Consider the following 22,039-nt stretch of genomic DNA (forward strand, 5'->3'; position numbering starts at 1 on the left):
CTAATTGGTAGGAAATTCCCGGCCAGGTCAGTGTAGAGGGTTGCTGCTTAATAGGTTACTCCCATGAGATATTTGACTGCTCTTAGACTAATAACAGCCGTTCATTTGAGCCGGCTTTGTGAGCCCATAGTTAAAGACCTGCAGTAAGCTACATCTGGTGAGGTAACGTTCGCCGAAGAACTCTGCCTGCCGCGTCAGTCATCCAACCGCTGTGTTTTGCGAGCGTTCGCTTCACTTTACCGGCTAGGCACAGTGCGGCGTTCACAAAGCTCTCCAATCTCTTGACACGACCCATTCGCGCTAAGGGCTGATGAGCGGCTACCAAGATGCTTGAACAAAGCGACGTCCAACTTGTGGCCACCATACACATAAAGCTGGGCCACATTTAACATCTACTGACCACGGGCCTTCGCGTAGTTAGTAGGCACACGTTCGAGATATTTTTTCAAGATCCAACCAGTGCGGTACTCCTCGCGCAGCCAGTGGTAATACTCGACCTCTACCCACTTGCCGCCTTTATCGATGGCTCGCACCACCTCATTGGGCATGAGCTTGCCCTGTACAGAGGATCCGTGTTCAGGTTTTGATCGCACAGTGGCAATACGTTCGCGCACGACAAACCGCTCCTCGGGAGTCTGTGCAGCTTGTACCAAAGCCTTTTCAATAAGTGCCGTGAGCTTCTGAATCTGCTGCGTTTGCTCCTGCAAGGTAATTGTCGTCTCTGTTTGGAACGCCTCCGTTTTGGACTTATCTTCCTGACTCGAAATTTCTTGATAGAGGAAAAACAAAATGGTCAGTAGCAAGCTCACTAACGCGATGGCATCCGCTTGCTTGCGACTGAGTAGCCCCTTTTCAGGTTGCTCAGCATACTCGTGCATAGAGCCATCTGGCTCGATGCCTAGCAACGCAAGTTGCTCTTGAATGCCCTCGGGTCCCAGTGCCTTAGCCAAGGCAGCTGCCGAGCCCCAATCGATGGTGGGCAATGTCACCTTACCAAGCTGATCTTGCAGCTCCTTGAACGAGCCCACAATACCCAGCACTTCATTGGGCACCGTCCACTGCTTGTTGATGTGCTCGAAATCCTTGAGATAACTCTGGATACTGCGGCCTACATCCAAACCTTCAAGAAACTTCTTAGTCCGCGCTCGTGAGTCCTCAACTTGCAAAGCCAGCATCTTGGCAACCGATCCAATGCCCAATGCCTGCTCTGTCATCGCCTTCATTTGGCTTTGTAGGGAACTGCAGTCTGCGAGCTCTTTGATGAGATACTGGGTGCTGATGTCCCCCAAAACACTCGTGCGAATTTCAGCCATCAGGTCAAACATCTTGCGCATCTGCTCCCCCCGCAAGCGCTCAGACTCCTGCCAAGTTTTGTATGCAGACCCAATGGCAGAGCTGGAACCGAAGAGATCTTCGTACTGCTTGGCAATCGATCGGGCCGGCGACAACAAGGCTTTGAGTTCCTCGGCCATTTTGGGATAGGCCGAGTTTCCCAGCAGCTCTCGCACCTGTTTGCCGATCAGATCAGTTTCGATCAAAGCTTTGCGCCACGATGAGCGTTCCTCTTCGATGCGAGCCATCTCTCGTACCAGGGTGCTCCCCATCGTTGTTTCATAGATTCTTGTTAGGTCCAAGCTTATTCCCCAGCGCTGCCTTGTTCGTGTTGCTACGATGGAGTTTACTTCAAACACTTAGCTGCGAACTCCGCAAAAGCCCTTTCACTGTCGATCAGATCCATAAGGTCCATTGCAACTTCGCCTGAAAACTCATTGCTGATCCCCTCCAAGAGTACGCCTAGCATTTTTCTGATTTTAAGCACCCAGGGATCGCAACCAATGGTGGCCGAGTAATTTTTTTCCGCCTGATCACGCTCTACGAGTGCCGGAAAGACCGTGGAGAACTTCCCTTCTTTGCCTTGCATCCGCTATTAATACTATTTAAGTGAAATGCCCCAACAGATCTAAAAGAACAAATCATCCGGTGATCGCTTTTATAGCTGCAGCAGAATTACTGCACAGCCTTGAAACCAAGATTTCGACAATCCAAGGCTTGCCATTATAGGTTCCTGCTAGCAACAAATAATGAGCATTTCGCTTGTCCACTCGAAATGTTGCCTTTTTGTAGTGAGCGATTTTGTTCAATGCATCACGGAGACCAAGAGTAGTCGATCGAGTGCGATCTATCTTCTTCAAAGACAACATTTTCTGCTGCTCAGTAATAGAAACTCTATTTATAATCAAGGCAGTGGCGGCATTCATCGGGGCGGCCGCGAGATGCCCGGCGTCCTGCTCACCACGCAGTATTTCGAATAGCTTAGTCATTAAGTCCCAAGCCTGCTGGGAGACTAACTCTATCTTTACGTCGTCACCTGCCGCGACCGCCCTCTTGAATCGCGTCGAGCAGTGCCGTATGGCAGGAACTAAGCCTTTTGCTCGATGCCATCTGGGAATTGGTTGGAAATAGAGAGTAACCATTGACTGGAGGCTGTATGTACAGGCTGAAGGTAGGGGCTTCAAACTTTAACACTGTAGTTACAGTTTTGCATGATCTCTGGGGAGGGCTCATCCACGCCAACGGATAGCGAGGCCGGCCGCCCCTCTCGTCGAGAACACGCCTTTCGTGGACGGCATGCGGAGAATTGCTTTTTTGTCATTGATCGAGCGACTGTTCAGGGGCGAACGTCGACATACACAATAAGCTCAAAACTAATCAGTCCGACTAACCACATCCGCACTCTTGCAACTAAGCCCTCTTCTGAGGACTTTTTGCTTATCATAACTACTCCTTGCGATAGTTAGGTTATTAGTGATGCGCAACCTAAAATGCAGTTAAATTTAAAAGCATATTCAATAAGCAATCAAGGAGCCAATAATGCACCCCGTAGTTACCAAGGACTTCCCTGAAAATCTCGCTGGTGGAGTGATGATCTGCGGTATAAATTTTGGCTACTCCTCCAAAGATGAATCCTTAGAGAAGGCTGGAATACTACAAGAAATAGACGCCCCTTCATTTTTCTCTGACTTATCAGTCAACAATACACGGTTCCGAAATACTGTATGCAAGTGGTTGATAAGCTGGGGGCTTCCCTTATCTCATGCACCTGAGCGTGAAACAGCATTCGACCGATCTTTTTTCCAAACCAACTGGATTAACTCTCAAACACGCAGTGTTCAGAGTAACAATAAAATCACTATCAACACGATGGTCAAAGAGTCTGGTGGCATCCTCAGCCTGATTGAGTCCAGAAAGCCCTTAGTAATAATATTTATTGGCGCTCAAATGATTCAGGCTCTTAACGATATTGATATTCGTCAACGTGTCGTTTCGGTCTTAGGTGAACGACCTGGTAATGGGGAGATTTATCAAGCAAGCCTAGAAAATTACAAAGGCACACGTTTTAAACTAATAACTCAAAATTTTCCTAAGACCCTAGTACTGAGCCTCCCTCACCCTCAATCTATTGGTATAACCGATGAATATATGGCGGCTCTTAAACCTGCTCCGCAGCACCTCGAAAAAATCATAAATATTAATCAAAAAGTATAAATAATAAAACTCAATACTCGAAAACCCGCCTCTATAGGCGGCTTTTTTTCGGGTTATCTATACTAGATAGACCTTATAATATCTGCCATCGGCCACAAGCAGTCGATGAATGTAAAAAAGCAGTCACTCACATGAAGATGATATACGGCCGCACAAGGCTAACCGCACGAAGTTTAAACTGCTAACCGCCGTTTTCAAATTCAGACACTCTCAGCCAAAAAGACTGCGAAACCCATGCTTTGGCTTAGGTGAACTTAACCGAAATTTTCTTCACAAGGGCCGAGACTTTGAATCACGCGCTTTCTCTTTCGCCAAATCAAAAGCAACCTTCATAATAAGCTCGTTATCCCCTGAAGAAATTGCCTCAATCATTTTCTCATTGAAACTTGAACTATCCTGATTCCAGTTTGCAGGAATTGGCCTGCCAGATTTATCTATTTCAATTGCCGCCTCCACGGCATAAAAAAGAGAAAATTTTTTTCTACCGCGCGAGCTAAGAACTCCACCAATGGCAAAGTGATGATAAAAATTAATATCTTTCGTTGCCAATTCCAGAATTAACTCTCGATTAACAAAAAAACTAAGGTGACTTGCAAGAGACAAGATGTTAGGCAACGCTCTTTCATTGTTAGCGGTAAGTCCAATTCGCTTAATTTTATTCACCTTTTCCGGACAGGGGAACTGGCTAAGCCATTCTGAAACTCTCGATTCCAACGTATGGGTGTAGATGAGAACTTGCCGCTCTCCTTTCTCCGTTACAGGCGCGTCTTCAAGCGCATCTGCAAGATCGTCTTTGTTGTAAAGATTTCTTGTCCAGAATGAACTATCCGTAGGTTCAAAAAGAACACGAAATAAAGATTTTCGAAATGACTTTTGAGATGCGTAGCGGCACTCCGTATCCTCAATATAATGAAGCTCAGATTGGCCTTCAATAATTTCCCGGTAGCCAACCTGACGTTGTAATAGGTTAACTTTATCTTTCTTATTTTCAATTCGAACCGTTAACAATCCGGAAGCCGACTCTGATTGTTTAAGTTTAGTCTCAATTTTAAAGGCTGGCTCTGGAATCCGTCTGAGTCGAAAACTATATGTCGCACGCCTATTTTCTTTTTTCTTCTCAATATAATTAAGACTGGACTGTAAAATTGATAGTGTCGCAAGAATAAAAACGGCAATTGCTGCCGGATCAAGAAACAGTTGCTCCAAACTCTCAAATTTTTCGCTACTGACCCAGATGCTATATAGGGCACCTCCGGCTGTAGCAACAGCCACAAGGACGGGGACAAATAGGTGTGATAAAAAAGTGTGCATTCTAGAAATGGCCAGTTTATATTAATTAATCTCACAACTCATCCTGATTTTCGCATCACGAGACTGCTGGATAAGGCTCATAAACAAAATCGTTAATATATCATCGCCTGTATCTCGAATAAGACTCGGTGCGACGTATGCCTATGTTTGTGAAATTGCATAAATCACAGCATATATCTTTAAGTGAGGGCTTTGGGTCGAAAGCAGTCAATGGCTGATCATCTATAGCGTGTAATTATTTTTAACTATGTCGACTTTCGACCCGTTACGGCCATGCGACAAGAATTGATTTATTTGGCGCTTGCCTCAGACACTCGGATACTGGGAGTGATCCTCTAGCCCACTCGCTCAGGCTCGCCAATGCTCTTCAACAGAGCGTTGTATTGCGCCTTGTCGGCAGTGTAAATCTTATCCAAGACATAGTTAGCCACCTTGGCGATCTCAGGAATCTCCACGGGCTTAAAACCTCTATCTGGGACTGCCTCCAGGTGGGAAAACTCGTTATTAAGCCGATTAACCAGTGCAACTGCTGCATCTTCCTCTTCCCCAAAGAATTTCTTAATCCGTTCAAAGGCGTCGTTTTTATCATCATGATAGGGGTACTTGAAGAACAGAAAGGCTTCGAGAAATTTCCGCAGGTTGTTGCCAAAGCCGAAAAATGGTTCATGGCTATCTGCTGCGGCAGCTTGATCTTTGCATTTGTAGATTTGATGAAAGAGGTAGTGAAACTCAGTTATGTAGTCTTTGAGATAAGACGGCATGAGCAAGATGTTGCTTGAAGCGCCGTTGCGCTCGATCATGAAATGCTCGTGGTCATCGACACTTTTCATCCTGCCTTCACCAGCAGGGATTTTCTTCTTCGGAATGGACAGGCGCTTGAGGTACTTCAGGAAGTCCAGATTATGAGTGGAGATAAAAAGCTGCTTGTAGCGATAGGCGTTTGAGCCGTCAGCATTCTTGATCGGCTTGGCAATCAAGCTCTCAATCAGGCTGAACATGAAGAATATGTGGTTTCCGTCTAGGCTAGAAATTGGATCATCAATGTAGATGATCAGTTCTTTGCCTTTGCTCTCAGGTTCCTCTAGCTTGGCAATGAAATAGCAGAAGGCGATCAGGCTGCACTCGCCTTCGCTGAGGTTGTACGCGGCTTTGCCGTTTCGCGTGATTTCAAACTTGACAGTGGCGTTGTCTGCGCCGTCGCGGGCCTCAAGCTTGATACCATCATGGCCGAAGAAGTTGTTGAGCAGAGAGTTGACTCGCTCGCCCCCCTTCCGCTCATCCTTTTGCTTGGCTCGAAAATTATGGACTTCTGCTTCCGCGTCACGGATCTCTTTTTCCGCGTCCGTATGGGCCGTGCCTGCCGTGTCAGCGCCGGTCTTGAGGTTAGCTATGTGAGCAATCTCCTTGCCATAGGTGATCGCATCAGTAAACGCGAACACGTCAGTCAAGCGAAGCGCATCTCTGGCAGCAGTCTTGTCTTTTTCTAGGGTCCTTGTCTTGCCGTTGCTCGTGACGATCAGCGCATTAATGTCCTGAACATGCTTTTCGATCTCTTTGGCGTCATGCGAAGGGGGCTTCAGAAGCACGAGCTGGAACAGATTGTTTTTTCGAGCCTCAAGGGACTTCTTCAGGAATTCCAAGTCCTTTTTGTAGACACCAAGCGCTTCCGACAGTGCCTTGCTGCTCGCTTCAAACGCAGTACGCTCGTCCGCATAAAACTGAGCACCTGTGAAGGAAATGAGCCCAGCAATGGACTTTATCTCGTCCATAACCGATGCTATAGCAGCATCCAAGGCAGTTTCTAAGTCGCCCGACTCTTTGCTGAAGTGCTCGTCCGGCACTTGCCAAATGTCGTGCGGCAAGTCTTGTTGGCAGAAAGCACAGGTATCCCATTTGTCCCGGTGGTGTCCGATACGTTGTTTGACCCAAAGCTGCAAAGCAATATGTCTTCTCACCAAACGGGGGCTACGAGCTCGCATTTGACCGTGCCAGTCAATTTCAGCAACCCAGCCCCATCGCACGATGTGCTCTTCATCTACGTCATTCGATTCCACCGAGTCGGCCCTACGTTGGCCCCCTATGGCCAAAGGGGTAGAAAACAGTTTTCGCACTAATCAAGAAATAATCAGGTAATTCATTCATATATAAATGCCCTAATTACAATATTAATTTAAATTAGCTTGCGAATAATAAAGGAGATTAAAAAAACAAATTTTTTTTATTTAAATTAAATTGTATTAAAACAATTCAACTGCTATTCTCTGCTTGCACATAAGTGCAAAACAATGTAGTTAGGCGCAACTTAATTAACAAGCTGAGGACTTAACCATGACTGCTAAAGATATTGCAACTGAAGAAAGCAAGGTTCGGGCTTATGCACAATGGATAGAAATTACCATATTCGTTGTTAACTCAAACTTCAAAGTAGAAGGGGCTTATCTGAAGTGGGGAAAGTTCCATGTACCAGGAGATAAAGACAAGGAAATAACTCCCAGCCAAATTAATGGCACCATTATCAAAGACGAAGACTCATACACTATTGCCTCCTGCGGACGCGAGAACGCCTCGTCAGGAACTGAAGGAGGTTTCTCCCTGTACGACGGTGATAAATTAGTTTTCGAATATTACTGGGATTGCCCCTGGAGTGGTTCCAACAGTGATGAACTCACCGTAAAGGATAAAGAAAACTACACAGTGAGTAAAAAAGGTGGCGGTAGCCCAAGTGGCGCAACAGGCAATATCTTCATTACTGTCGTAAAAAAATCCTAAGGAAGAAAATCATGGGCATAGAAGCTAAATCCATCAACCCATTACTGGGAATCACAGTTGGATCTACTGTTCTTGGGAATGATTTCAAACCTTCAGTTCTGATAAACCCAATTACCAGAATGATTACCCAAAAAGAAATTGAAATGGGTATGAGTGGTAAAAGCCAATATGTCTATACTGACTCCTTGAACGAGGGAACCATTGGCTTTTCAGGAGCCTATGGCCCCTCGGGGATCGCCAAGTTTACGTCAGCAGTTGCTGTATCCGTCAGCAATGCGACTGCTTCGGAGTACAAGTCTATTAAAGTTTCCTACAACATTTCCATGATCTCGGGAATCGAATATATAGACTTCGACAACCTGACAGTGGAAGATGTATTAAATTCATTAAGCGCCGGACCTAAAAATCTTTCGTTAAAGGTTTTAGAGAAATTTATTGCTGCCCGTGACTGCACTGGATCGTCTACAGAAAAAGACGAGCTCATGAAAGAATGGGTCAAATCTCTGCAGAACTTCATTTCATCCTACGGGGATGGCCTGGTCGTTGGAGCTATCTGGGGTGGGATGGGCTCTGTTTCTACGGAGATGACGAGCAAAAAATCAGAAGACAGCTGGAAGTATGGAGAAACGGCTGAATTCAGCTATTCAGGGATAGGAAGTTCCGTATCCATAGCGCAAACCTATAATGGCTCTCAAAAAGATCAAAGCTCTGAAGTTGAGGTATCTTGCAAGGCTCTCGCCAGTGGGGGTTGCGTTGAAAGCCAGGTAAATTCCTGGTTTGATGTTGTTGCCAACAAATCCTTTGCCGAGATTTCAGGAATTAGCCTGCTGGATAAAGCGCCTATGCAAAGTTCAGTAAGCCCTCCTCCAAAAATCCCTGATTTTCTCAAACCGGAAAAAAATGAAGAAGTCACGGAAAAGCTGGATACCATTAAGAAACTGGGCGATTCTGAAGAATTCTCGCTCGCGTCCGGATATGAAGAAGCCAAAAAAACGAACCCGAATTTAACGTTTGAAGAATTCAAATCAACTGTTCGGGACAAGAACAATATTGATGGCTTAAACGACCTGGCCTCCAAAGTACAGGAAAACTCATTGGACGTGTTAGCAGAAGGAAGCGTCTCCAGAAGGAAGAAGAACATCTCGCTTCAAGGGGTCAGAGCAAGCAGTTTGGATTCAAGCTCAGACTACGCCGTTCTAGGCGCCTGGATAGCAAACTGGTCAGATATTTTCCCATGGATGTCGATGGGATACATGAACGAAATCAACGATGCTGAAGTGGCCGAGTACATCCTGAAAATTCGTTGCATGATGCAAGATTTGTCCACCTTGAACACTATTTACAATACCTTTAACGCTTGCAATATCAAGCTGGATTTCTGCCATCTTAATTCAGCGTCTCAAGTAGCCGATTCGTTCAAAATTGCACAGGGTGTATTGAGCGACAATGTAGAGAGTGACGATGCGGTGGAAATCGCATTCAACTCCTTAAGCGATGAAGCCAAGAAGATTTATACCGCCTGGAACGAAATTGGTTTCTTGCGTAACGCGGAGCTTGGTCTGGGCCTGCTCATTGGGGACCAGTCAGTAAGCAGCGAAATTATCGACGTTAAGCCGATACCGTATCCCGAGGTGACCTACAAGGCTGCTTATTGCAGCTATGGGAGCAACAATCCGACTGCGTTTAGCTCGTTCATAAAAATGCTCCCATTCATTGATACGAATGGTGATATTTATGCCTTCGGGCCGTCCCTGATGCTATTGCGAAAAGCCTTGCCTGAAAAAATGATTTTCACTAAAGGCGGCGAAATGGCAATGAAGCTAACGGCTGATAAAGACAAAGGGATTCTGACTAACGACAGTGTCAGGTTGATACCTATTCCATACTCTGCCGCCAAGGGAGTTCAATGGCGGGGTCAAGGCCAGGGCCGGAGTCTTGCGTCAAGCCAATCTCTACAAGATCAATTTGCCGCCTTGGAAAAAGAATTGGGCAATCTCAACATTTGCACCTTAAGCAGCGATTCCTGGTCTAAGGATTGGACTTATACCGTTCCCTACACCCTGAGAAAAATAAGCACTACCTATATCGGAACCGTTGAGAAAATCAACAGTATATTTGGATAACTTGGCCTGAAACTCAGGCAATTCCCTTAACAGTCTCCCCCATGAAAGGCTCTTCAGGCATCAATCATGTCTGGGGAGCTTTTCCATTAATGCGGTGCTTATAGTTCTTGTTCTATGACCGCTCTTGGCCCAGATCCATCCTGAAGAAAGAATCCTACAGCGTCATCTTGAAACCCTTGTGGCTGGCCTTGAAACCCAGTTGCTCATAAAACCGATGTGCATCGATACGAGCCATATCCGAGGTAAGCTGCACAAGGTGGCAATTGCGTGCACGGCATTGTTCGATGGCCCACTGAATCATCAAACGCCCCAAACCCGTACCACGGGCTGCGCTAGCAATACGTACAGACTCAATCTCCCCACGCCACGCGCCCTGGTGCGACAGGCCTGGCATATACGTGATCTGCAAAGTGCCCACAACCGTGCCATCCAGCTCTACAACGGCCAGATACTGATTGGGGTCCGCTTCAATCGCCTCAAAAGCGTCCAGATAGGACTGAGCCAAAGGCAGGCTGGTGTTTTCCCGTTTCTGGCCCAAAATATCGTCGGCCAACATGGCTACGATGGCCTCCAGATCCGCTGCCACAGCGCGACGAAAAACAGGTGTCGACGTCACTTCAAACTCCTCAATAAAGCGAAATGGATCTGAAATTATGCCTCCCGGAGCTGACGAAACCGTGACTAGCCCTTCATTCCGATTGCGTATTCTCGGTAATTGCGGGATCGGCCGGAGTCTTTTGCGCTTCCAGCCATGCTAGCCAGGACGCCTGCAGGCGCCAGGCACTGGCTGCACCGGGGGCATAACCCATAATTTCTTCGATCTCAGGCAAGGAAAAACCTCGTTCGATCAAACCCGCCCCAAAGGTATTGCGCAGACGCTGAGGCGTCATCACCAGATTCATCTGCTTGATGCCCCATTTGCTGACAATGCGAGCCAGCGTGGCCGGATTCATTTGTGCCTGGGGTCGGGCAGCGCTGACTTGACGAGAGCCGGGGAAAACGCGGCTGTCCTTGGCCCAAGCTGAAGCGTCCTCTGCACCACTGAAAATCAGCCAGCTACGCAATATGGCTTCGCACCAGATGGGGGCTACGACCTCGCGCTTGGTCGCTCCAGCCAATTTCAGCAGGGTAGTTCCATCGCGCCATTGCGTGGTGTGCTCCTCATCTGCTTCGTCCGACTCCACCGGGTCGGCCCTGCGTTGGGCCACTCCGATAGCTGAAGGGTGCAACTGCCCCAACTCCACCGGCCGCAAGCCTGTGCCCAGCATCACAGCCACAATCGTCATATCTCGATATTCACGCCAACGGGCGGCAATGGTCATATCACTGGCCAACTCCAGGACACGCCATCGATTTTGCAATGCCTTGATGGTGGCAGAGCATTGATCTACAGAAAGAAATTGGGTGGCCTGGTTGTCAGGGGCCTGGCGCCAGCTTTCCTTGAAGGGGTCGTTGATGGCGGGGGCCAGTGCAGGATTTTCGGAGCGTCCATCCTGGCGACATAGTTCTTCATAAGCACGGGCGATTACTTGTTGATAGCGTTCACGCTGCGGGCGGCGCACTTCGTCCAGATTGCTCAAAAAGTTCCGTATATCCACAGGCTTGATCTGGGTGTACTGCTTTTTATGATCCTGAAGTGCCTGCAAGAAGCGCCGCCACAAGGTGCGATACACCCGCTGCGTGCTGGGTGCCATGGGTGGGCGTTGATGCTGCAACCAGGTATCAAACAAGGCCTCCGCCGAAATGTCGGCGGCCTGCGAGCCTAAAATAGGCAGATCAAACTGCCCTTCTTCTCTTGTAGACCGTTTTTTCATTTCGCACCCGTTTTTTCCGTTAATTGCATTTTATTGGGGAATCAGTCTGTATGGCAAGGGCTGACGCAGCGCTAAGGGGAAGCGAATAAAGGAGAAACTGGAAGGTTCTTGGAAAGCATGTTCGTCTCATGCTAATGCGTACAATGCTACAGCCTGACAACCTTTGCGAGCTACGCCACGATGAAGTACCTGGTCACCACCCCACCTCGCTCTGAGTATCCAAATCCCTTAGTCCTGAAAAAAGGCGACTTTCTTGTAGTTGGGGAACGGTATCAAGGCCCGGAAGACTGGGATAACTGGATTTACTGCTCTACTCAGGAACACCCTGGAGGATGGGTGCCCGAACAAATTATCGAGCGCCTGCCCGATGCTGGGACCGGTCGCGCCCTGCAAGACTACAGCGCGCTGGAAATGAATGTGGATGAAGGCGATCGGGTTCAAGGAGAGAAAATCCTGAATGGCTGGTGCTGGTGCCAGCGCCCCCAGGATGGCGCCCTGGGCTGGGTGCCTGTCAGCCACCTCTCTCCCCTGCTTGCTGAAACCTGATTGCTGGCAGCGAGACTGGCAGCAACAGCAGCACCCCAGGGCAACGCTTTGCATCAATACAAGTGACAACGGCCGCATCGTTACGGCTACTTGCCAAGCACAGTTCGCTGCTTGCATCCCAAGCTCTCAATCATGCAAAGCTGCACTATTGAACCGGGCTATCTGTACAGATTCTGATGAACCCAGCCCTTATTGGTCAGAATCATTCGTGCCTGCCCCTCGACTTCCTGGGCCGTCAACGCGCGCAGATCCTCGTAGGTATCCTGAACCGCGCTATCTTTGATCCAGCCCGCCGCATCGGCCAGATGATAGACATAACTCACCTGACTGACGGTAAACCCGCCTGCGCTGGCCGGTTCGGTAAAGTAGTTGATACGGTCCAGAACCAGGCGGCCCGTACAAAATGCATCATGCTCGCCCTGCGACTGTTCGGAGCTGGAACGACGCAAATAGGTGTCTGCATTGGCATCCAGCTCGTAGCGCGGTGCCTCTTCCTTTCCTACCTGACGCAACAAACCTACCTTGGCCAAGGCAGCCAGACGAGCTCGATCTTCCACAATCAAGGGGGAATCGTGCTCGGCCTGATAGGGATACACACGTCCAGGCACTCCTACACACAAGCCGTCTCGCGTATCCAGATAGCTCTGGATTGCCGTGTTGAAATTTTCCTCATTGGCCTTTTTCGAGTCCTGGCATCCTGCCAACAAACCGGCTACCACGACGACCAACGCTGTTTTCCACATAGAGACTTCCTTGCTTGCGAGCTGAAAAAAGGAGTTTAGCCCGCCCCCACCCCACCCTGAAAGCCTTGTCACACGCTGCAAGAAAATAGTCATCTTGCAAGAGATGCACGACCAATACCCCCCAATATTGCATTACTGCATTGCAAAATCTGGTCTTTTACGATGCTTACAAACAGGTTAAAGTTTCTTGGCTTCGTAAATGAAAGGCATTATCAATGAGCATCACCCCTGTTCCAGTGAATCGCCAACGCTACACCCGAGTCGCACGCATCTTGCATTGGCTGATGGCACTGGCCCTGACCGCCCTGGTGACCGTGGGCTACACCATGAAAACCTTGCCCCTGTCCCCTTTGAAACTGCAAGTCTATTCCTGGCACAAATGGGCCGGTATTTCCTTGCTGGTACTGGTGATCCTGCGCCTGCTCTGGCGTTTGTTCAACCGCCCCCCTGCTCTGCCCCCTGGTATGTCTGTTTTCAGCCGGGCTCTGGCCCACTGTGGTCATGCAGCGTTGTACCTGTTGATGATTGGTATTCCCCTGACAGGCTGGCTGATGAGTTCTGCCAAAGGCTTTCAGACGGTGTGGTTTGGCGTGATCCCCCTGCCCGATCTGGTTTCCAAAGATAAACCTTTGGGCGAGCTGCTGGTCCAAGTCCACATCTTTTTGAATTACGCCCTGATTGCCATGGTCAGCCTGCATGTTCTGGCGGCCTTGAAGCATCAGTTCATAGACCGTGACGGCTTGCTTGGCCGCATCACCTTTACTTTAGGCAAAGCCAAATCATGAAAAAATCTGTCTTCGTGTCCCTGCTGATCGGCTCTCTGGGCCTGAGCACCAGTCTGGCCGTCAATGCCAAGAACTACCAGGCTCTGGACACCCAAAATAGCGAAATCGGCTTTCAGTATTCCCAGATGGGTGTGAAGCTGGATGGTCAGTTCCGTAAGTTTGAAGGCGAACTGAACTTCAACCCCGACGCCCTGGATCAGTCCAAGGTGGTCTTGAAGGTCGCCCTGGATAGCGTTGATACCGGCTCAGAAGAAGCCGATGATGAATTGCAAGACGTGCGCTGGTTCGATATTGACGCGCATCCCCAGGCCGTTTTCAGCTCCAAGAGTTTCCGCGCTGTCAGCGACCAGCAATATGAAGTGCAAGGCACGCTGCAGATCAAAGGCCGTGAGCAACCCGTCACTGTCATGGCGACCATGGCTCCCGAAGGCGACAAAGCCACTTTTAGTGGTGCCTTTGAAATCAAGCGTGGCGATTTTTCTATCGGTGAAGGCTCCTGGTCCAGCTACGACATCGTGGCCAACGAGATCACCGTCAACTTCAAGATTGATGCCAAGTAAGCAGACGCATCAGCGCCCCCTCCCTCTCCCTGCATAACAAGGATTACACCCTCATGATCAAGCCAGTGATTGCCCTGTCCGCCAGTTTTCTGTTTGCTTTTGCCGCTCAGGCAGCGCCGGTGACCTATCAGGTTGAACCCAGCCACACCTTCGTGCACTTCAGCTACAAGCACTTGGGCCTGAGCACGCAAAGCCAGCGCTTTGACAAGGCACAAGGCACCGTTACCCTGGACCAGGAAGCCAAAACCGGCAGCATCGACATGAAAGTCGACACCCGTTCGGTCAGCACCGGCTTTCCCCTGTTCAACGAACACATCCAGGGCAAGGATCACTTCGACACCGAGCAGTTCCCCGAAGCAACTTTTGTGTCCAAGGACATTCAGTTCGACGGTGACAAGCCTGTGTCCGCCAAGGGCGATCTGACCATCAAGGGCATTACTAAGCCCGTGACCATGACCATTGAGTCCTTCCTGACCATGCCCAAGCACCCCATGATGAACAAACCCGCCCTGGGCGCGGACGGCAAGATCGAGATCAAGCGTAGCGAGTTTGGCATGGCCGCCAACGTGCCTTACGTCGGTGATGAAGTCACTATCCGTATTGCGCTGGAAGCCATTGCCCAGTAATAGCGAAGCACTCGCTACTCAGGAAGTCTGTTTAAAGGATTTCCTGAACCACTTCCAGGGGACGCGCCAGACGCGTCCCTTTTTCTGTCACCACGATAGGACGGTTCAACAAAACAGGATTAGCTTCAATCGCTGCCAGCAAGTCCTCGTCGCTCAGATCGGGATTGCCCAGGTTCAGCTCGCTGTAAACAGCCTCTTTGCTGCGCATGGCCTCGCGTACCGTCAAGCCCGTTGCCGCAATCAGAGTTTTGAGTTCGCTGCGCGACAAGGGTGTTTTCAGGTACTCGATGATCTCGGGTTCCAGACCTTTTTCACGCATCATGGCCAGGGCATTACGCGAAGTGCTGCAGCGCGGATTATGATAGATTTTGCTCATGACAGTCTTTGACTTCCTATAAACCGTATTCAGGCGAACAATAGTAGCCCAGCGCCGCCGGATACGTCATCTGGGTAGCTTGCTGCAGACAGGCCAGCGTCTTCACTTAGCCAGGAGAACACATGATCGACCTGTATTACTGGACCACTCCCAACGGACATAAAGTCACGATGTTTCTGGAAGAGTCCGGTCTGCCTTACACCATCCACCCCATCAATATTGGCCAAGGCGATCAATTCAAACCTGAATTCCTGCGTATCGCCCCCAATAATCGCATTCCCGCCATTGTGGACCAGGCTCCGCAAGACGGTGGCGAACCTATCTCCCTGTTCGAGTCCGGCGCCATTCTGCAATATCTGGCAGAGAAAACCGGCCAGTTCCTGTCGACCGATTTGCGAGTGCGTACCGAAACCTTGCAGTGGCTGTACTGGCAAATGGGTGGCCTGGGCCCCATGGCAGGCCAGAACCACCACTTCAATGTCTATGCACCCGTCAAAATCGAGTACGCCATCGACCGCTATGTGCGTGAGACTGGCCGTCTCTACGGCGTGCTGAACAAACATCTGGAGCAGCGCGACTTTATTGCTGGGGACTACTCCATTGCCGATATGGCCAGCTACCCCTGGATTGTCTCCCACCAGCGCCAAAGCCAGAACCTGGACGACTTCCCGCATCTGAAGCGTTGGTTTGAGCGTATTAGTGCGCGTCCCGCAACTGAGCGTGCCTATGCCTTGGTCGAACAGATCAACCCCGGCTCGCCCGTCCATGACGACAAGGCCCGTCAAATCCTCTTTGGCCAAGATTCCAAAACCATCCGATAGGACTACGATCCCATGACCTTACAGCGCCCCTATCAGCTGCTGCTTATTGGCCTGACAGCCATGGCTCTGTCTGCGTGTTCCAGCACGCCCAGCAATATCTCCCTGATTCCAACGCAAACCCAGGATCAGACTGAAAAAGATGGCGTTTTTACCCAGCCCTTGGACTATAAGCATGTCAAGCCAGGCTGTACCGGTGAATGCCCGCGCCTGGAAGTGAAATCTCTGATTTTCCCCGGCAACGCCGAGCTGACCAAGCTGGTCGATGAAAGCCTGGCTCATATGACGGTTATCTCTGAGCGCCATCCTGGTTATCGCGGTTTGAAGGAATTCGAGAACTACTACTGGGCTACCGCCAATAATCGTGACGAAGTGCATTTATCCGCCCGTACGCGCTACCGGAACCGAGATCTGACGGTCGTAGAGCTAAGCTCGGGCATCTACATGACAGGTGCGGCTCACGGCATTACAGCAACCCAGTTCATCAACTGGGACAATCGCCTGAAGACCGCTTTGCCTCTGGACCGCATTATTGCCCCCGGCAAGATCAAGCCTTTCCAGGAACTGGTACGCCAGGCGCACAACAACTGGGTTTCCAGCCTGAGTGAGGCACGTGAAGACCGAGCTGGTTGGGACAGAATGTGGCCCTTCCAGCCCGCCCAGAACATTGCTCTGACCGATCAGGGCTTGCTGGTGAAGTACAACCCGTACGAGGTCGCCCCGTATTCCTTCGGTCAGCCAGAGCTACTGCTGCCCTACTCGGAACTGCGTGGCATTCTGCGTCCTGACTACCTGCCCGCCAATTAAGCGTTTGGGTCACCGTAAATAGACAGGCAGCCTATATCAGGCTGCCTGTTAATAAAAACAGTATTTTTTGTACGCTACTCAAAGCCCGGAACCTTTAGCCATACATACTGGCGCCGCGCCCGCCCTTAGCGTCCGATCATCCCCTCTTCCAAGCTCCCCTACCACCATGTCTGATAACTTGTTCCGCTTTCACGACCTGTTTGCTCAACTGGGTCTGCCCAACACCCCCGAGGCGATTGCCAGCTTTCTGGAAAAACACCGCCCTTTGCCTAATGACGTGCTGCTGGCTGACGCTCCCTTCTGGAACGAGTCTCAAGCCGAGTTCATTCGGGAAAAACGACTCCAGGATTCCCCGGAATGGATCCAGATCATTGACCAGTTAAGCGAGGCCCTGCGTCAAACGACTGGCGTGGTGAATCTGTCCGGCCCTTGCCGCGTTCTGGCTTTATCAGGCAGCCTGCGCCAAAGCTCCTTCAACACCGCTTTGGCACACGCCGCTCAAGCCCTGGCTCCCCAAGGCATGGAGATTGAAGTCGCCACCCTACACGGCATCCCCCTGTATGACGGCGATCTCGAAAGCAAGGACGGCATTCCAGAAGCCGTACTGGCCTTGAAAGAAAAGATCCTGAACGCCGATGCTCTCTTGCTGGTTACCCCGGAATACAACAATGGCGTACCCGGTGTGTTCAAGAACGGGATCGACTGGCTGTCCCGCACAGACATGAAAGCCATCTTCTCGGGCCGTATCACCGGGCTGATTGGCGCTTCCATGGGGGGCTTTGGCACGATCTCCTCCCAGGCAGCCTGGTTACCTACGCTGAAAATGCTGGGTGTGTCCCTGTACAGCGGCGGCTCGTTGCTGGTGTCTCGTGCGCAGAATTCCTTTGATGCGGAAGGCAAACTGCAAGATGAGAATATCCAGAAAATGCTCAGCAACTACCTGCAAGGTTTCCAGACCTTTGTGCATGCCTCCCATATGGCCAAGGCGCAAGAAAAGGGCAATTAAGCGGCAATAGATAAAAAGGGTTTTGGTTTCCTGCCTGTAGAAATACTGAGTCACCACAGCTGCGAACGCAGTGCAGGACGTCAGTATCACTACAACCATTCCCGATTATTGCCGTAACAAAAAAGGAGCCCTCAAGGCTCCTTTTTACATCCTGCCCCCAGACTTAAGGCTGTACAGGCTTGTCGAAACGATCCAGGTCAAAATAGCGACTGGTACTGCTGGACGAAGCAGGTTTCGAACTGGAGCTGTCTGCTGCAGGAGCTGGCTCGGGCTCTACCGTCACCGTTTGCACCCGATTCAGATCAGGCTGCTCTACCCGCTCTGGCACACCATAAGTCTGTACCGCTCCACCGGAGTAAGTCCCCGCTGCGGCTGGTGCAGCGGCCGCTTTACGAGCTACAGCTTGATCCAGATAACTGGCCAATTGTTCATGATTGGCTGAACGCGCCCAGTCTGCCGGACTCAAACCTTGGGCATTTTGCATACTCGGATCCGCTCCGGCAGCCAATAGCACATCCACCACCGCCCGTTTGCCCGACAAAGCCGCCATCATCAAGGGGCTGGTTCCGTCTGGTGCAGGTGCATTCACAATCGCTTTCTGAGACAGCAGATAGCGCACCGTCTCTTCATGTCCTTTGGAAGCGGCATAGTGCAAAGGTGACCAGCCCACCCGATTCACCTGCCCCCCTCGTGCTTGCAGATCACGCAAACGAGCGGTCTCCCCCATCAGGGCCAGATACATCATGGGAGTTTCGCGGGCCTCGTTCTCGATGTTTACATTGGTTTGACGGTTAGCCAGCAAAGTGTCCACCACTTTCCAGGACTTGTTGCGGATCGCCAGCATCAAGGAAGGATTGCCCTTGGAATCGACTGCGTTGGGGTTCGCCCCCTTGATGAACTCCTGCTCGATGATGTTGGGTCGGTCATTTTCCAGCGCCAAATACCAATTTCGGCTTTCAAGCTCCGGTTCCTGCGCCGACACAGGGGCTGACAGCAGAAAGGCCAAAGGAAGCACCACAGAAAGGATGGTTTTATTGGGTATTTTTCTTTTAAAATTCATGCTGTTAAATCCTTTTCATAAAGTGCTTTATCAGGTTATGAAAGTACAGATAGATGCCGCTTCAGGCGTTGCTTCTCTCTATCCAGGCGAGAAGCATTTAACTACAAACAGGTTTAAGAATGATCAATAAGCCATTGATTACTAACAAAAATTTAGATTTTTTAGTGAATCCGAACTAAGCCCGAAAGGCAGAGAAAATAAAAAAATTTTAATTTTTACTATAAAAATCAATCAGTTAAACTATTTTCTTAAAGTTTTAAATCAACTTTAAGCCACCTCCGCTCAAGATCCTGTACCTTGGCTCAAGCAGTCACAAAAGCCTCATCAAAACCTCTAAACCAGATTAACTTAAAGCTGTACCTTACTGAATAATTTGAAGAAATTCTCTGCGCTAGCCTCTTCAACTTCCTTTACCGATATCCCACGAAGCTCCGCAATCTTCTCAGCCACATGAATGACCAGAGAAGGATTATTGGTTTTGCCTCGATACGGCACAGGAGCCAAAAACGGCGAGTCCGTTTCGATCAGCAGACGATCCAGCGGCACGCGTTGCGCCACATCCTGCAGCTGGGTAGCGTTCTTGAAGGTCACAATCCCGGAGAAGGAAATATAGAAATTCAGATCCAAGGCCGCTTGTGCCACTTCCCAGGTTTCAGTGAAACAGTGCATCACGCCCCCGGCAATCTGCGCCTGCTCTTCACGCATGATGGCAATGGTGTCTTCACTGGCCGAGCGGGTATGGATGATCAAGGGCAGGCCCGACTCGCGACTGGCACGGATGTGGGTGCGGAAACGCTCACGCTGCCAATCCAGGGGCTCTTGCAAGCGGTAATAGTCCAGACCCGTTTCGCCAATAGCCACCACTTTGGGATCTTGAGCATGTTTGATCAGCTCCTGGACGGTAGGCTCGGTGACTTTCTCATAATCCGGATGCACGCCAACCGAGGCAAACAAATGGCCGTGGGGACGCACCAGCTCCATCAAACCGGGCCAGTCGTCCATATCCACGCTGACCACCAGCGCACAGCCCACCTGGTTCTGGCGCATCTTGTCCAGGATGTCGTCCAGATTTTCAGCAAGTTCAGGGAAATTAAGATGGCAATGCGAATCAACAAACATGATTAGACGGTACTTTTTTAAACACGACGACATGCCTGGTGCAAACGGTCCAGGGCATGATGAATAAACAATTTAGCATTGAGCGGATGATTCCCCAGCCGCTTTTGCTGCACCAGCCACTTCAGAGCTTCCGTCACCGCTGTGGTGTTGGATTGGGCTGCCAAGGCATCAATGCGCTTTTGCAGGGAAGGATAGTAACGCGCCGGTTGGGCAAAACCACCCAGCTGAATATCGACAAACAAGCGTTGCCAATGGTCAATCCACTCTTGAGCAGGCAGTTTTTCCAGCGTATCGGCCAAGGACAAATCCGCCTCACGGCCTGCTTTCAATACCCCATCCATCCAGACGCTTAACCAATCGGGGCACGGCGCATTCATATCCTGGCTGGCGCTTAACGCTTTTAGTGGGGCACCACCCCAGGCAGCCAACCAGTCCGAGGCTTGATCCACCCCTTGTTGCTCCAGCCATTGCACCGATTGCTGAGCATCCGGTGCGGGCAAAGGCAAACGGCGGCAACGCGATACCAGTGTAGGCAACAGCCGATCTGGCGCATCGGCTACCAGCAGAAAAACCGTGCGGTCCGCAGGTTCTTCCAGCACCTTCAGCAAGGCATTGGCCGATACCAGATTCAGAGCCTGAGCCGGATAGAGCACCGCCACTCGCCACCCGCCTCTATGAGTGGCCGTATTGAACCAGTGCTGCAACTGCCGTAATTGCTCCACCCGGATTTCCCGGGAAGGATTTTTGCGGGCAGCCGACTCTTTGGCCAAGTCCCCTTCCTGGGTGTCTGGCCCCTGCTCTTCCAGCGCAACCGCATCCGGGCGCAGCAGGCGCAAGTCCGGGTGATTTCCCCCCCGCACCCACTGACAGGCCTGACAGTGGCCACAAGCCAGACCCTGCACCGGCTGGTCGCACAATAAACTGGCGGCGGCCGCGCGGGCGAATTGCGTCTTGCCGATGCCCGGCAGACCGTGGATCAGCCAGGCATGGGCAAAACGCTCCTGATTGCCCAGCCAATTTTTGGCGGTCGCGATTTGCCAAGGTAGAAAAGTCAAACTATCAGACACCGTATTGCCTCAAGGTTGCACATCAAAAGGCCTGATTCACGCAGGAAAGACCAGGCAATCGCCCCCGCTTGAACAGCTCAGCGCACATTGTAATATGAACCGGTAAAATGCCTGCTCCACTACCAAGGATGATGAAGTGAGCTTATTGATCGGGCTGGCCGCCAAAGCGCGTTCAGGCAAAGATACCGTCGCCAATCTACTACTGGCACAAAACCCTTTATTGGCCGCCTATGCCTTGGCCGACCCCGTGAAAATGGGCTGTGAAGTGCTGTTTGGTCTAAGTCCGGCCCAAGCCTGGACAGACGACAGCCTGAAAGAAGTGCCTATTGCCCTGTGGCAGCGCTCCCCCAGACAGTGTTTCCAGCTACTGGGAACGGACTGGATGCGCCAGCGCGATCCCGATCATTGGCTACGCCGCGCCCAACATGTGCTGGAGTTTGGACCGGGCTCCCCCCTTGCCAGGAGCATTCAGGACTACTCGGTCTGGGCGCTGGCTCTAGCCGCGATTTACGGCATGGTGCCTGAGCACCTGGATGATGAGCGGGCGGATCATGTGGATACCTTTTGGGGTTTGAGTCCGCGTCAGGCGGCCGAACATCTACGCAATCAGGTTCTGGCCGAATACCCGGATTACGAGCAGCGTCGCCAAACCTTGCCCCTGTTCCTGCCCAGCCACCAGCTTCCTGATATGAGTCAGGCCCGTTGTCTGCTGATTAAAGACATTCGTTACGAAAACGAGGCCAATTTCATCCGTGAACATGGTGGAGAGATCTGGCATATCGAACGCCCTGGCAATCCAGTGATCAGCCAGCACTCTTCCGAATGGGGTGTAGAACGCGCCCCCCAGGACTATCTGATTCGCAATGACGCAGGCTTGGAAGAACTGGCCAGCAAGGTCCATGATTTGTGGACGGGCTTCACGCAACGGCACGGCTTGAAGCTTTGACTCCCTGGCCTTGGATA

The 22,039-nt window shown here is 50.6% G+C and carries 23 protein-coding genes; 11 read left to right on the forward strand and 12 right to left on the reverse strand.

The window, feature by feature from the left end; translation table 11 throughout:
- Positions 1-392: 392 nt before the first annotated feature.
- The 3 genes from NIZ92_RS10100 to NIZ92_RS10110 all read right to left on the reverse strand — a co-directional run bounded on the left by NIZ92_RS10100 (position 393) and on the right by NIZ92_RS10110 (position 2,321).
- Positions 393-1,580, reverse strand: a complete 1,188-nt coding sequence (locus NIZ92_RS10100; protein WP_254001867.1) for an SH3 domain-containing protein — start codon at positions 1,578-1,580, stop codon at positions 393-395.
- Between the two features lie 98 nt (positions 1,581-1,678).
- Positions 1,679-1,921, reverse strand: coding sequence for a hypothetical protein (locus NIZ92_RS10105; protein ID WP_254001868.1), 243 nt, complete (start codon positions 1,919-1,921; stop codon positions 1,679-1,681).
- A gap of 52 nt (positions 1,922-1,973) precedes the next feature.
- Positions 1,974-2,321 carry a hypothetical protein gene (locus tag NIZ92_RS10110; protein ID WP_254001869.1) on the reverse strand — a complete coding sequence of 116 codons (348 nt, stop codon included), beginning with the start codon at positions 2,319-2,321 and terminating at the stop codon, positions 1,974-1,976.
- Positions 2,322-2,871: 550 nt separating this feature from the next.
- Here NIZ92_RS10110 and NIZ92_RS10115 point away from each other — a divergent pair.
- The gene (locus NIZ92_RS10115; RefSeq protein ID WP_254001870.1) at positions 2,872-3,546 is read left to right on the forward strand and encodes a hypothetical protein; all 675 of its coding nucleotides are present in this window, start codon (positions 2,872-2,874) and stop codon (positions 3,544-3,546) included.
- Positions 3,547-3,816: 270 nt separating this feature from the next.
- Here NIZ92_RS10115 and NIZ92_RS10120 read toward each other — a convergent pair whose 3' ends face one another.
- Both NIZ92_RS10120 and NIZ92_RS10125 read right to left on the reverse strand, forming a co-directional pair.
- Positions 3,817-4,857: a hypothetical protein gene (locus NIZ92_RS10120; RefSeq protein ID WP_254001871.1), complete on the reverse strand. Its 1,041-nt coding sequence runs from the start codon at positions 4,855-4,857 to the stop codon at positions 3,817-3,819.
- Positions 4,858-5,192: 335 nt separating this feature from the next.
- Complete coding sequence (locus NIZ92_RS10125) at positions 5,193-6,911, reverse strand: AAA family ATPase (protein WP_254001872.1); 1,719 nt, start codon at positions 6,909-6,911, stop codon at positions 5,193-5,195.
- Positions 6,912-7,185: 274 nt separating this feature from the next.
- Here NIZ92_RS10125 and NIZ92_RS10130 point away from each other — a divergent pair, with 274 nt between their 5' ends.
- Both NIZ92_RS10130 and NIZ92_RS10135 read left to right on the forward strand, forming a co-directional pair.
- Positions 7,186-7,626, forward strand: coding sequence for an aegerolysin family protein (locus tag NIZ92_RS10130; protein WP_052159390.1), 441 nt, complete (start codon positions 7,186-7,188; stop codon positions 7,624-7,626).
- An 11-nt stretch (positions 7,627-7,637) separates the two neighbouring features.
- Complete coding sequence (locus NIZ92_RS10135) at positions 7,638-9,749, forward strand: hypothetical protein (RefSeq protein WP_137430341.1); 2,112 nt, start codon at positions 7,638-7,640, stop codon at positions 9,747-9,749.
- Positions 9,750-9,903: 154 nt separating this feature from the next.
- Here the strand turns inward: NIZ92_RS10135 and NIZ92_RS10140 are convergent, their stop codons facing one another.
- Together NIZ92_RS10140 and NIZ92_RS10145 are read right to left on the reverse strand one after the other, a co-directional pair.
- The gene (locus tag NIZ92_RS10140) at positions 9,904-10,365 is read right to left on the reverse strand and encodes a GNAT family N-acetyltransferase (protein WP_251196550.1); all 462 of its coding nucleotides are present in this window, start codon (positions 10,363-10,365) and stop codon (positions 9,904-9,906) included.
- A gap of 73 nt (positions 10,366-10,438) precedes the next feature.
- Positions 10,439-11,563, reverse strand: a complete 1,125-nt coding sequence (locus NIZ92_RS10145) for a tyrosine recombinase XerC (protein WP_254001873.1) — start codon at positions 11,561-11,563, stop codon at positions 10,439-10,441.
- A gap of 180 nt (positions 11,564-11,743) precedes the next feature.
- Here NIZ92_RS10145 and NIZ92_RS19630 point away from each other — a divergent pair, with 180 nt between their 5' ends.
- Positions 11,744-12,109, forward strand: coding sequence for an SH3 domain-containing protein (locus NIZ92_RS19630; protein ID WP_301555086.1), 366 nt, complete (start codon positions 11,744-11,746; stop codon positions 12,107-12,109).
- A gap of 158 nt (positions 12,110-12,267) precedes the next feature.
- On the opposite strand, the gene NIZ92_RS10160 is transcribed toward NIZ92_RS19630, so the two are convergent.
- Positions 12,268-12,852 (reverse strand): hypothetical protein, encoded by a 585-nt coding sequence (locus NIZ92_RS10160; RefSeq protein WP_254001874.1) that lies wholly within the window; start codon positions 12,850-12,852, stop codon positions 12,268-12,270.
- A gap of 215 nt (positions 12,853-13,067) precedes the next feature.
- Between NIZ92_RS10160 and NIZ92_RS10165 the strand changes: the two genes are divergently transcribed.
- The 3 genes from NIZ92_RS10165 to NIZ92_RS10175 are packed head-to-tail and all read left to right on the forward strand — an operon-like array spanning position 13,068 to position 14,823.
- Positions 13,068-13,637 (forward strand): cytochrome b, encoded by a 570-nt coding sequence (locus tag NIZ92_RS10165; RefSeq protein WP_035271685.1) that lies wholly within the window; start codon positions 13,068-13,070, stop codon positions 13,635-13,637.
- Positions 13,634-14,197, forward strand: a complete 564-nt coding sequence (locus NIZ92_RS10170) for a YceI family protein (protein WP_035271687.1) — start codon at positions 13,634-13,636, stop codon at positions 14,195-14,197. Before NIZ92_RS10165 ends, NIZ92_RS10170 begins: the two co-directional genes overlap by 4 nt.
- A gap of 53 nt (positions 14,198-14,250) precedes the next feature.
- Positions 14,251-14,823, forward strand: coding sequence for a YceI family protein (locus NIZ92_RS10175; RefSeq protein WP_009454094.1), 573 nt, complete (start codon positions 14,251-14,253; stop codon positions 14,821-14,823).
- Positions 14,824-14,854: 31 nt separating this feature from the next.
- Here the strand turns inward: NIZ92_RS10175 and arsC are convergent, their stop codons facing one another.
- A complete protein-coding gene (gene arsC, locus NIZ92_RS10180; RefSeq protein WP_035271689.1) occupies positions 14,855-15,199 on the reverse strand; it encodes an arsenate reductase (glutaredoxin) in 345 nt (114 codons plus the stop codon).
- 122 nt (positions 15,200-15,321) lie between these two features.
- On the opposite strand from arsC, the gene NIZ92_RS10185 reads away from it, so the two are divergent.
- From NIZ92_RS10185 to NIZ92_RS10200, 3 genes are all read left to right on the forward strand, one after another.
- The gene (locus tag NIZ92_RS10185; protein WP_035271693.1) at positions 15,322-16,020 is read left to right on the forward strand and encodes a glutathione binding-like protein; all 699 of its coding nucleotides are present in this window, start codon (positions 15,322-15,324) and stop codon (positions 16,018-16,020) included.
- 12 nt (positions 16,021-16,032) lie between these two features.
- Entirely contained in the window at positions 16,033-16,824 is a 792-nt protein-coding gene (locus tag NIZ92_RS10190; protein ID WP_035271694.1) for an RsiV family protein, read from the forward strand.
- A gap of 166 nt (positions 16,825-16,990) precedes the next feature.
- Positions 16,991-17,830 (forward strand): DUF2789 family protein, encoded by an 840-nt coding sequence (locus NIZ92_RS10200; protein WP_080748047.1) that lies wholly within the window; start codon positions 16,991-16,993, stop codon positions 17,828-17,830.
- A 163-nt stretch (positions 17,831-17,993) separates the two neighbouring features.
- On the opposite strand, the gene NIZ92_RS10205 is transcribed toward NIZ92_RS10200, so the two are convergent.
- From NIZ92_RS10205 to holB, 3 genes are all read right to left on the reverse strand, one after another.
- Positions 17,994-18,890: an ankyrin repeat domain-containing protein gene (locus tag NIZ92_RS10205; RefSeq protein ID WP_254001875.1), complete on the reverse strand. Its 897-nt coding sequence runs from the start codon at positions 18,888-18,890 to the stop codon at positions 17,994-17,996.
- 348 nt (positions 18,891-19,238) lie between these two features.
- Positions 19,239-20,009 (reverse strand): TatD family hydrolase, encoded by a 771-nt coding sequence (locus NIZ92_RS10210; protein ID WP_035271697.1) that lies wholly within the window; start codon positions 20,007-20,009, stop codon positions 19,239-19,241.
- A 17-nt stretch (positions 20,010-20,026) separates the two neighbouring features.
- Complete coding sequence (gene holB, locus NIZ92_RS10215) at positions 20,027-21,076, reverse strand: DNA polymerase III subunit delta' (RefSeq protein WP_060185098.1); 1,050 nt, start codon at positions 21,074-21,076, stop codon at positions 20,027-20,029.
- A 136-nt stretch (positions 21,077-21,212) separates the two neighbouring features.
- Here holB and NIZ92_RS10220 point away from each other — a divergent pair, with 136 nt between their 5' ends.
- The gene (locus NIZ92_RS10220) at positions 21,213-22,022 is read left to right on the forward strand and encodes a deoxynucleotide monophosphate kinase (protein ID WP_254001876.1); all 810 of its coding nucleotides are present in this window, start codon (positions 21,213-21,215) and stop codon (positions 22,020-22,022) included.
- The last annotated feature ends 17 nt before the right edge of the window (positions 22,023-22,039 follow it).

Source organism: Alcaligenes sp. 1735tsa3 (assembly GCF_024134565.1).
Lineage (GTDB): Bacteria > Pseudomonadota > Gammaproteobacteria > Burkholderiales > Burkholderiaceae_B > Alcaligenes > Alcaligenes phenolicus.

Excerpts from the sequence above, each read along its gene's own strand:
- NIZ92_RS10100 (WP_254001867.1), bottom strand. The coding sequence starts at position 1,580 with ATGGCTCGCATCGAAGAGGAACGCTCATCGTGGCGCAAAGCTTTGATC.
- NIZ92_RS10105 (WP_254001868.1), bottom strand. The coding sequence starts at position 1,921 with ATGCAAGGCAAAGAAGGGAAGTTCTCCACGGTCTTTCCGGCACTCGTA.
- NIZ92_RS10110 (WP_254001869.1), bottom strand. The coding sequence starts at position 2,321 with ATGACTAAGCTATTCGAAATACTGCGTGGTGAGCAGGACGCCGGGCAT.
- NIZ92_RS10115 (WP_254001870.1), top strand. The coding sequence starts at position 2,872 with ATGCACCCCGTAGTTACCAAGGACTTCCCTGAAAATCTCGCTGGTGGA.
- NIZ92_RS10120 (WP_254001871.1), bottom strand. The coding sequence starts at position 4,857 with ATGCACACTTTTTTATCACACCTATTTGTCCCCGTCCTTGTGGCTGTT.
- NIZ92_RS10130 (WP_052159390.1), top strand. The coding sequence starts at position 7,186 with ATGACTGCTAAAGATATTGCAACTGAAGAAAGCAAGGTTCGGGCTTAT.
- NIZ92_RS10135 (WP_137430341.1), top strand. The coding sequence starts at position 7,638 with ATGGGCATAGAAGCTAAATCCATCAACCCATTACTGGGAATCACAGTT.
- NIZ92_RS10145 (WP_254001873.1), bottom strand. The coding sequence starts at position 11,563 with ATGAAAAAACGGTCTACAAGAGAAGAAGGGCAGTTTGATCTGCCTATT.
- NIZ92_RS19630 (WP_301555086.1), top strand. The coding sequence starts at position 11,744 with ATGAAGTACCTGGTCACCACCCCACCTCGCTCTGAGTATCCAAATCCC.
- NIZ92_RS10160 (WP_254001874.1), bottom strand. The coding sequence starts at position 12,852 with ATGTGGAAAACAGCGTTGGTCGTCGTGGTAGCCGGTTTGTTGGCAGGA.
- NIZ92_RS10165 (WP_035271685.1), top strand. The coding sequence starts at position 13,068 with ATGAGCATCACCCCTGTTCCAGTGAATCGCCAACGCTACACCCGAGTC.
- NIZ92_RS10170 (WP_035271687.1), top strand. The coding sequence starts at position 13,634 with ATGAAAAAATCTGTCTTCGTGTCCCTGCTGATCGGCTCTCTGGGCCTG.
- NIZ92_RS10175 (WP_009454094.1), top strand. The coding sequence starts at position 14,251 with ATGATCAAGCCAGTGATTGCCCTGTCCGCCAGTTTTCTGTTTGCTTTT.
- arsC (WP_035271689.1), bottom strand. The coding sequence starts at position 15,199 with ATGAGCAAAATCTATCATAATCCGCGCTGCAGCACTTCGCGTAATGCC.
- NIZ92_RS10185 (WP_035271693.1), top strand. The coding sequence starts at position 15,322 with ATGATCGACCTGTATTACTGGACCACTCCCAACGGACATAAAGTCACG.
- NIZ92_RS10190 (WP_035271694.1), top strand. The coding sequence starts at position 16,033 with ATGACCTTACAGCGCCCCTATCAGCTGCTGCTTATTGGCCTGACAGCC.
- NIZ92_RS10200 (WP_080748047.1), top strand. The coding sequence starts at position 16,991 with ATGTCTGATAACTTGTTCCGCTTTCACGACCTGTTTGCTCAACTGGGT.
- NIZ92_RS10205 (WP_254001875.1), bottom strand. The coding sequence starts at position 18,890 with ATGAATTTTAAAAGAAAAATACCCAATAAAACCATCCTTTCTGTGGTG.
- NIZ92_RS10210 (WP_035271697.1), bottom strand. The coding sequence starts at position 20,009 with ATGTTTGTTGATTCGCATTGCCATCTTAATTTCCCTGAACTTGCTGAA.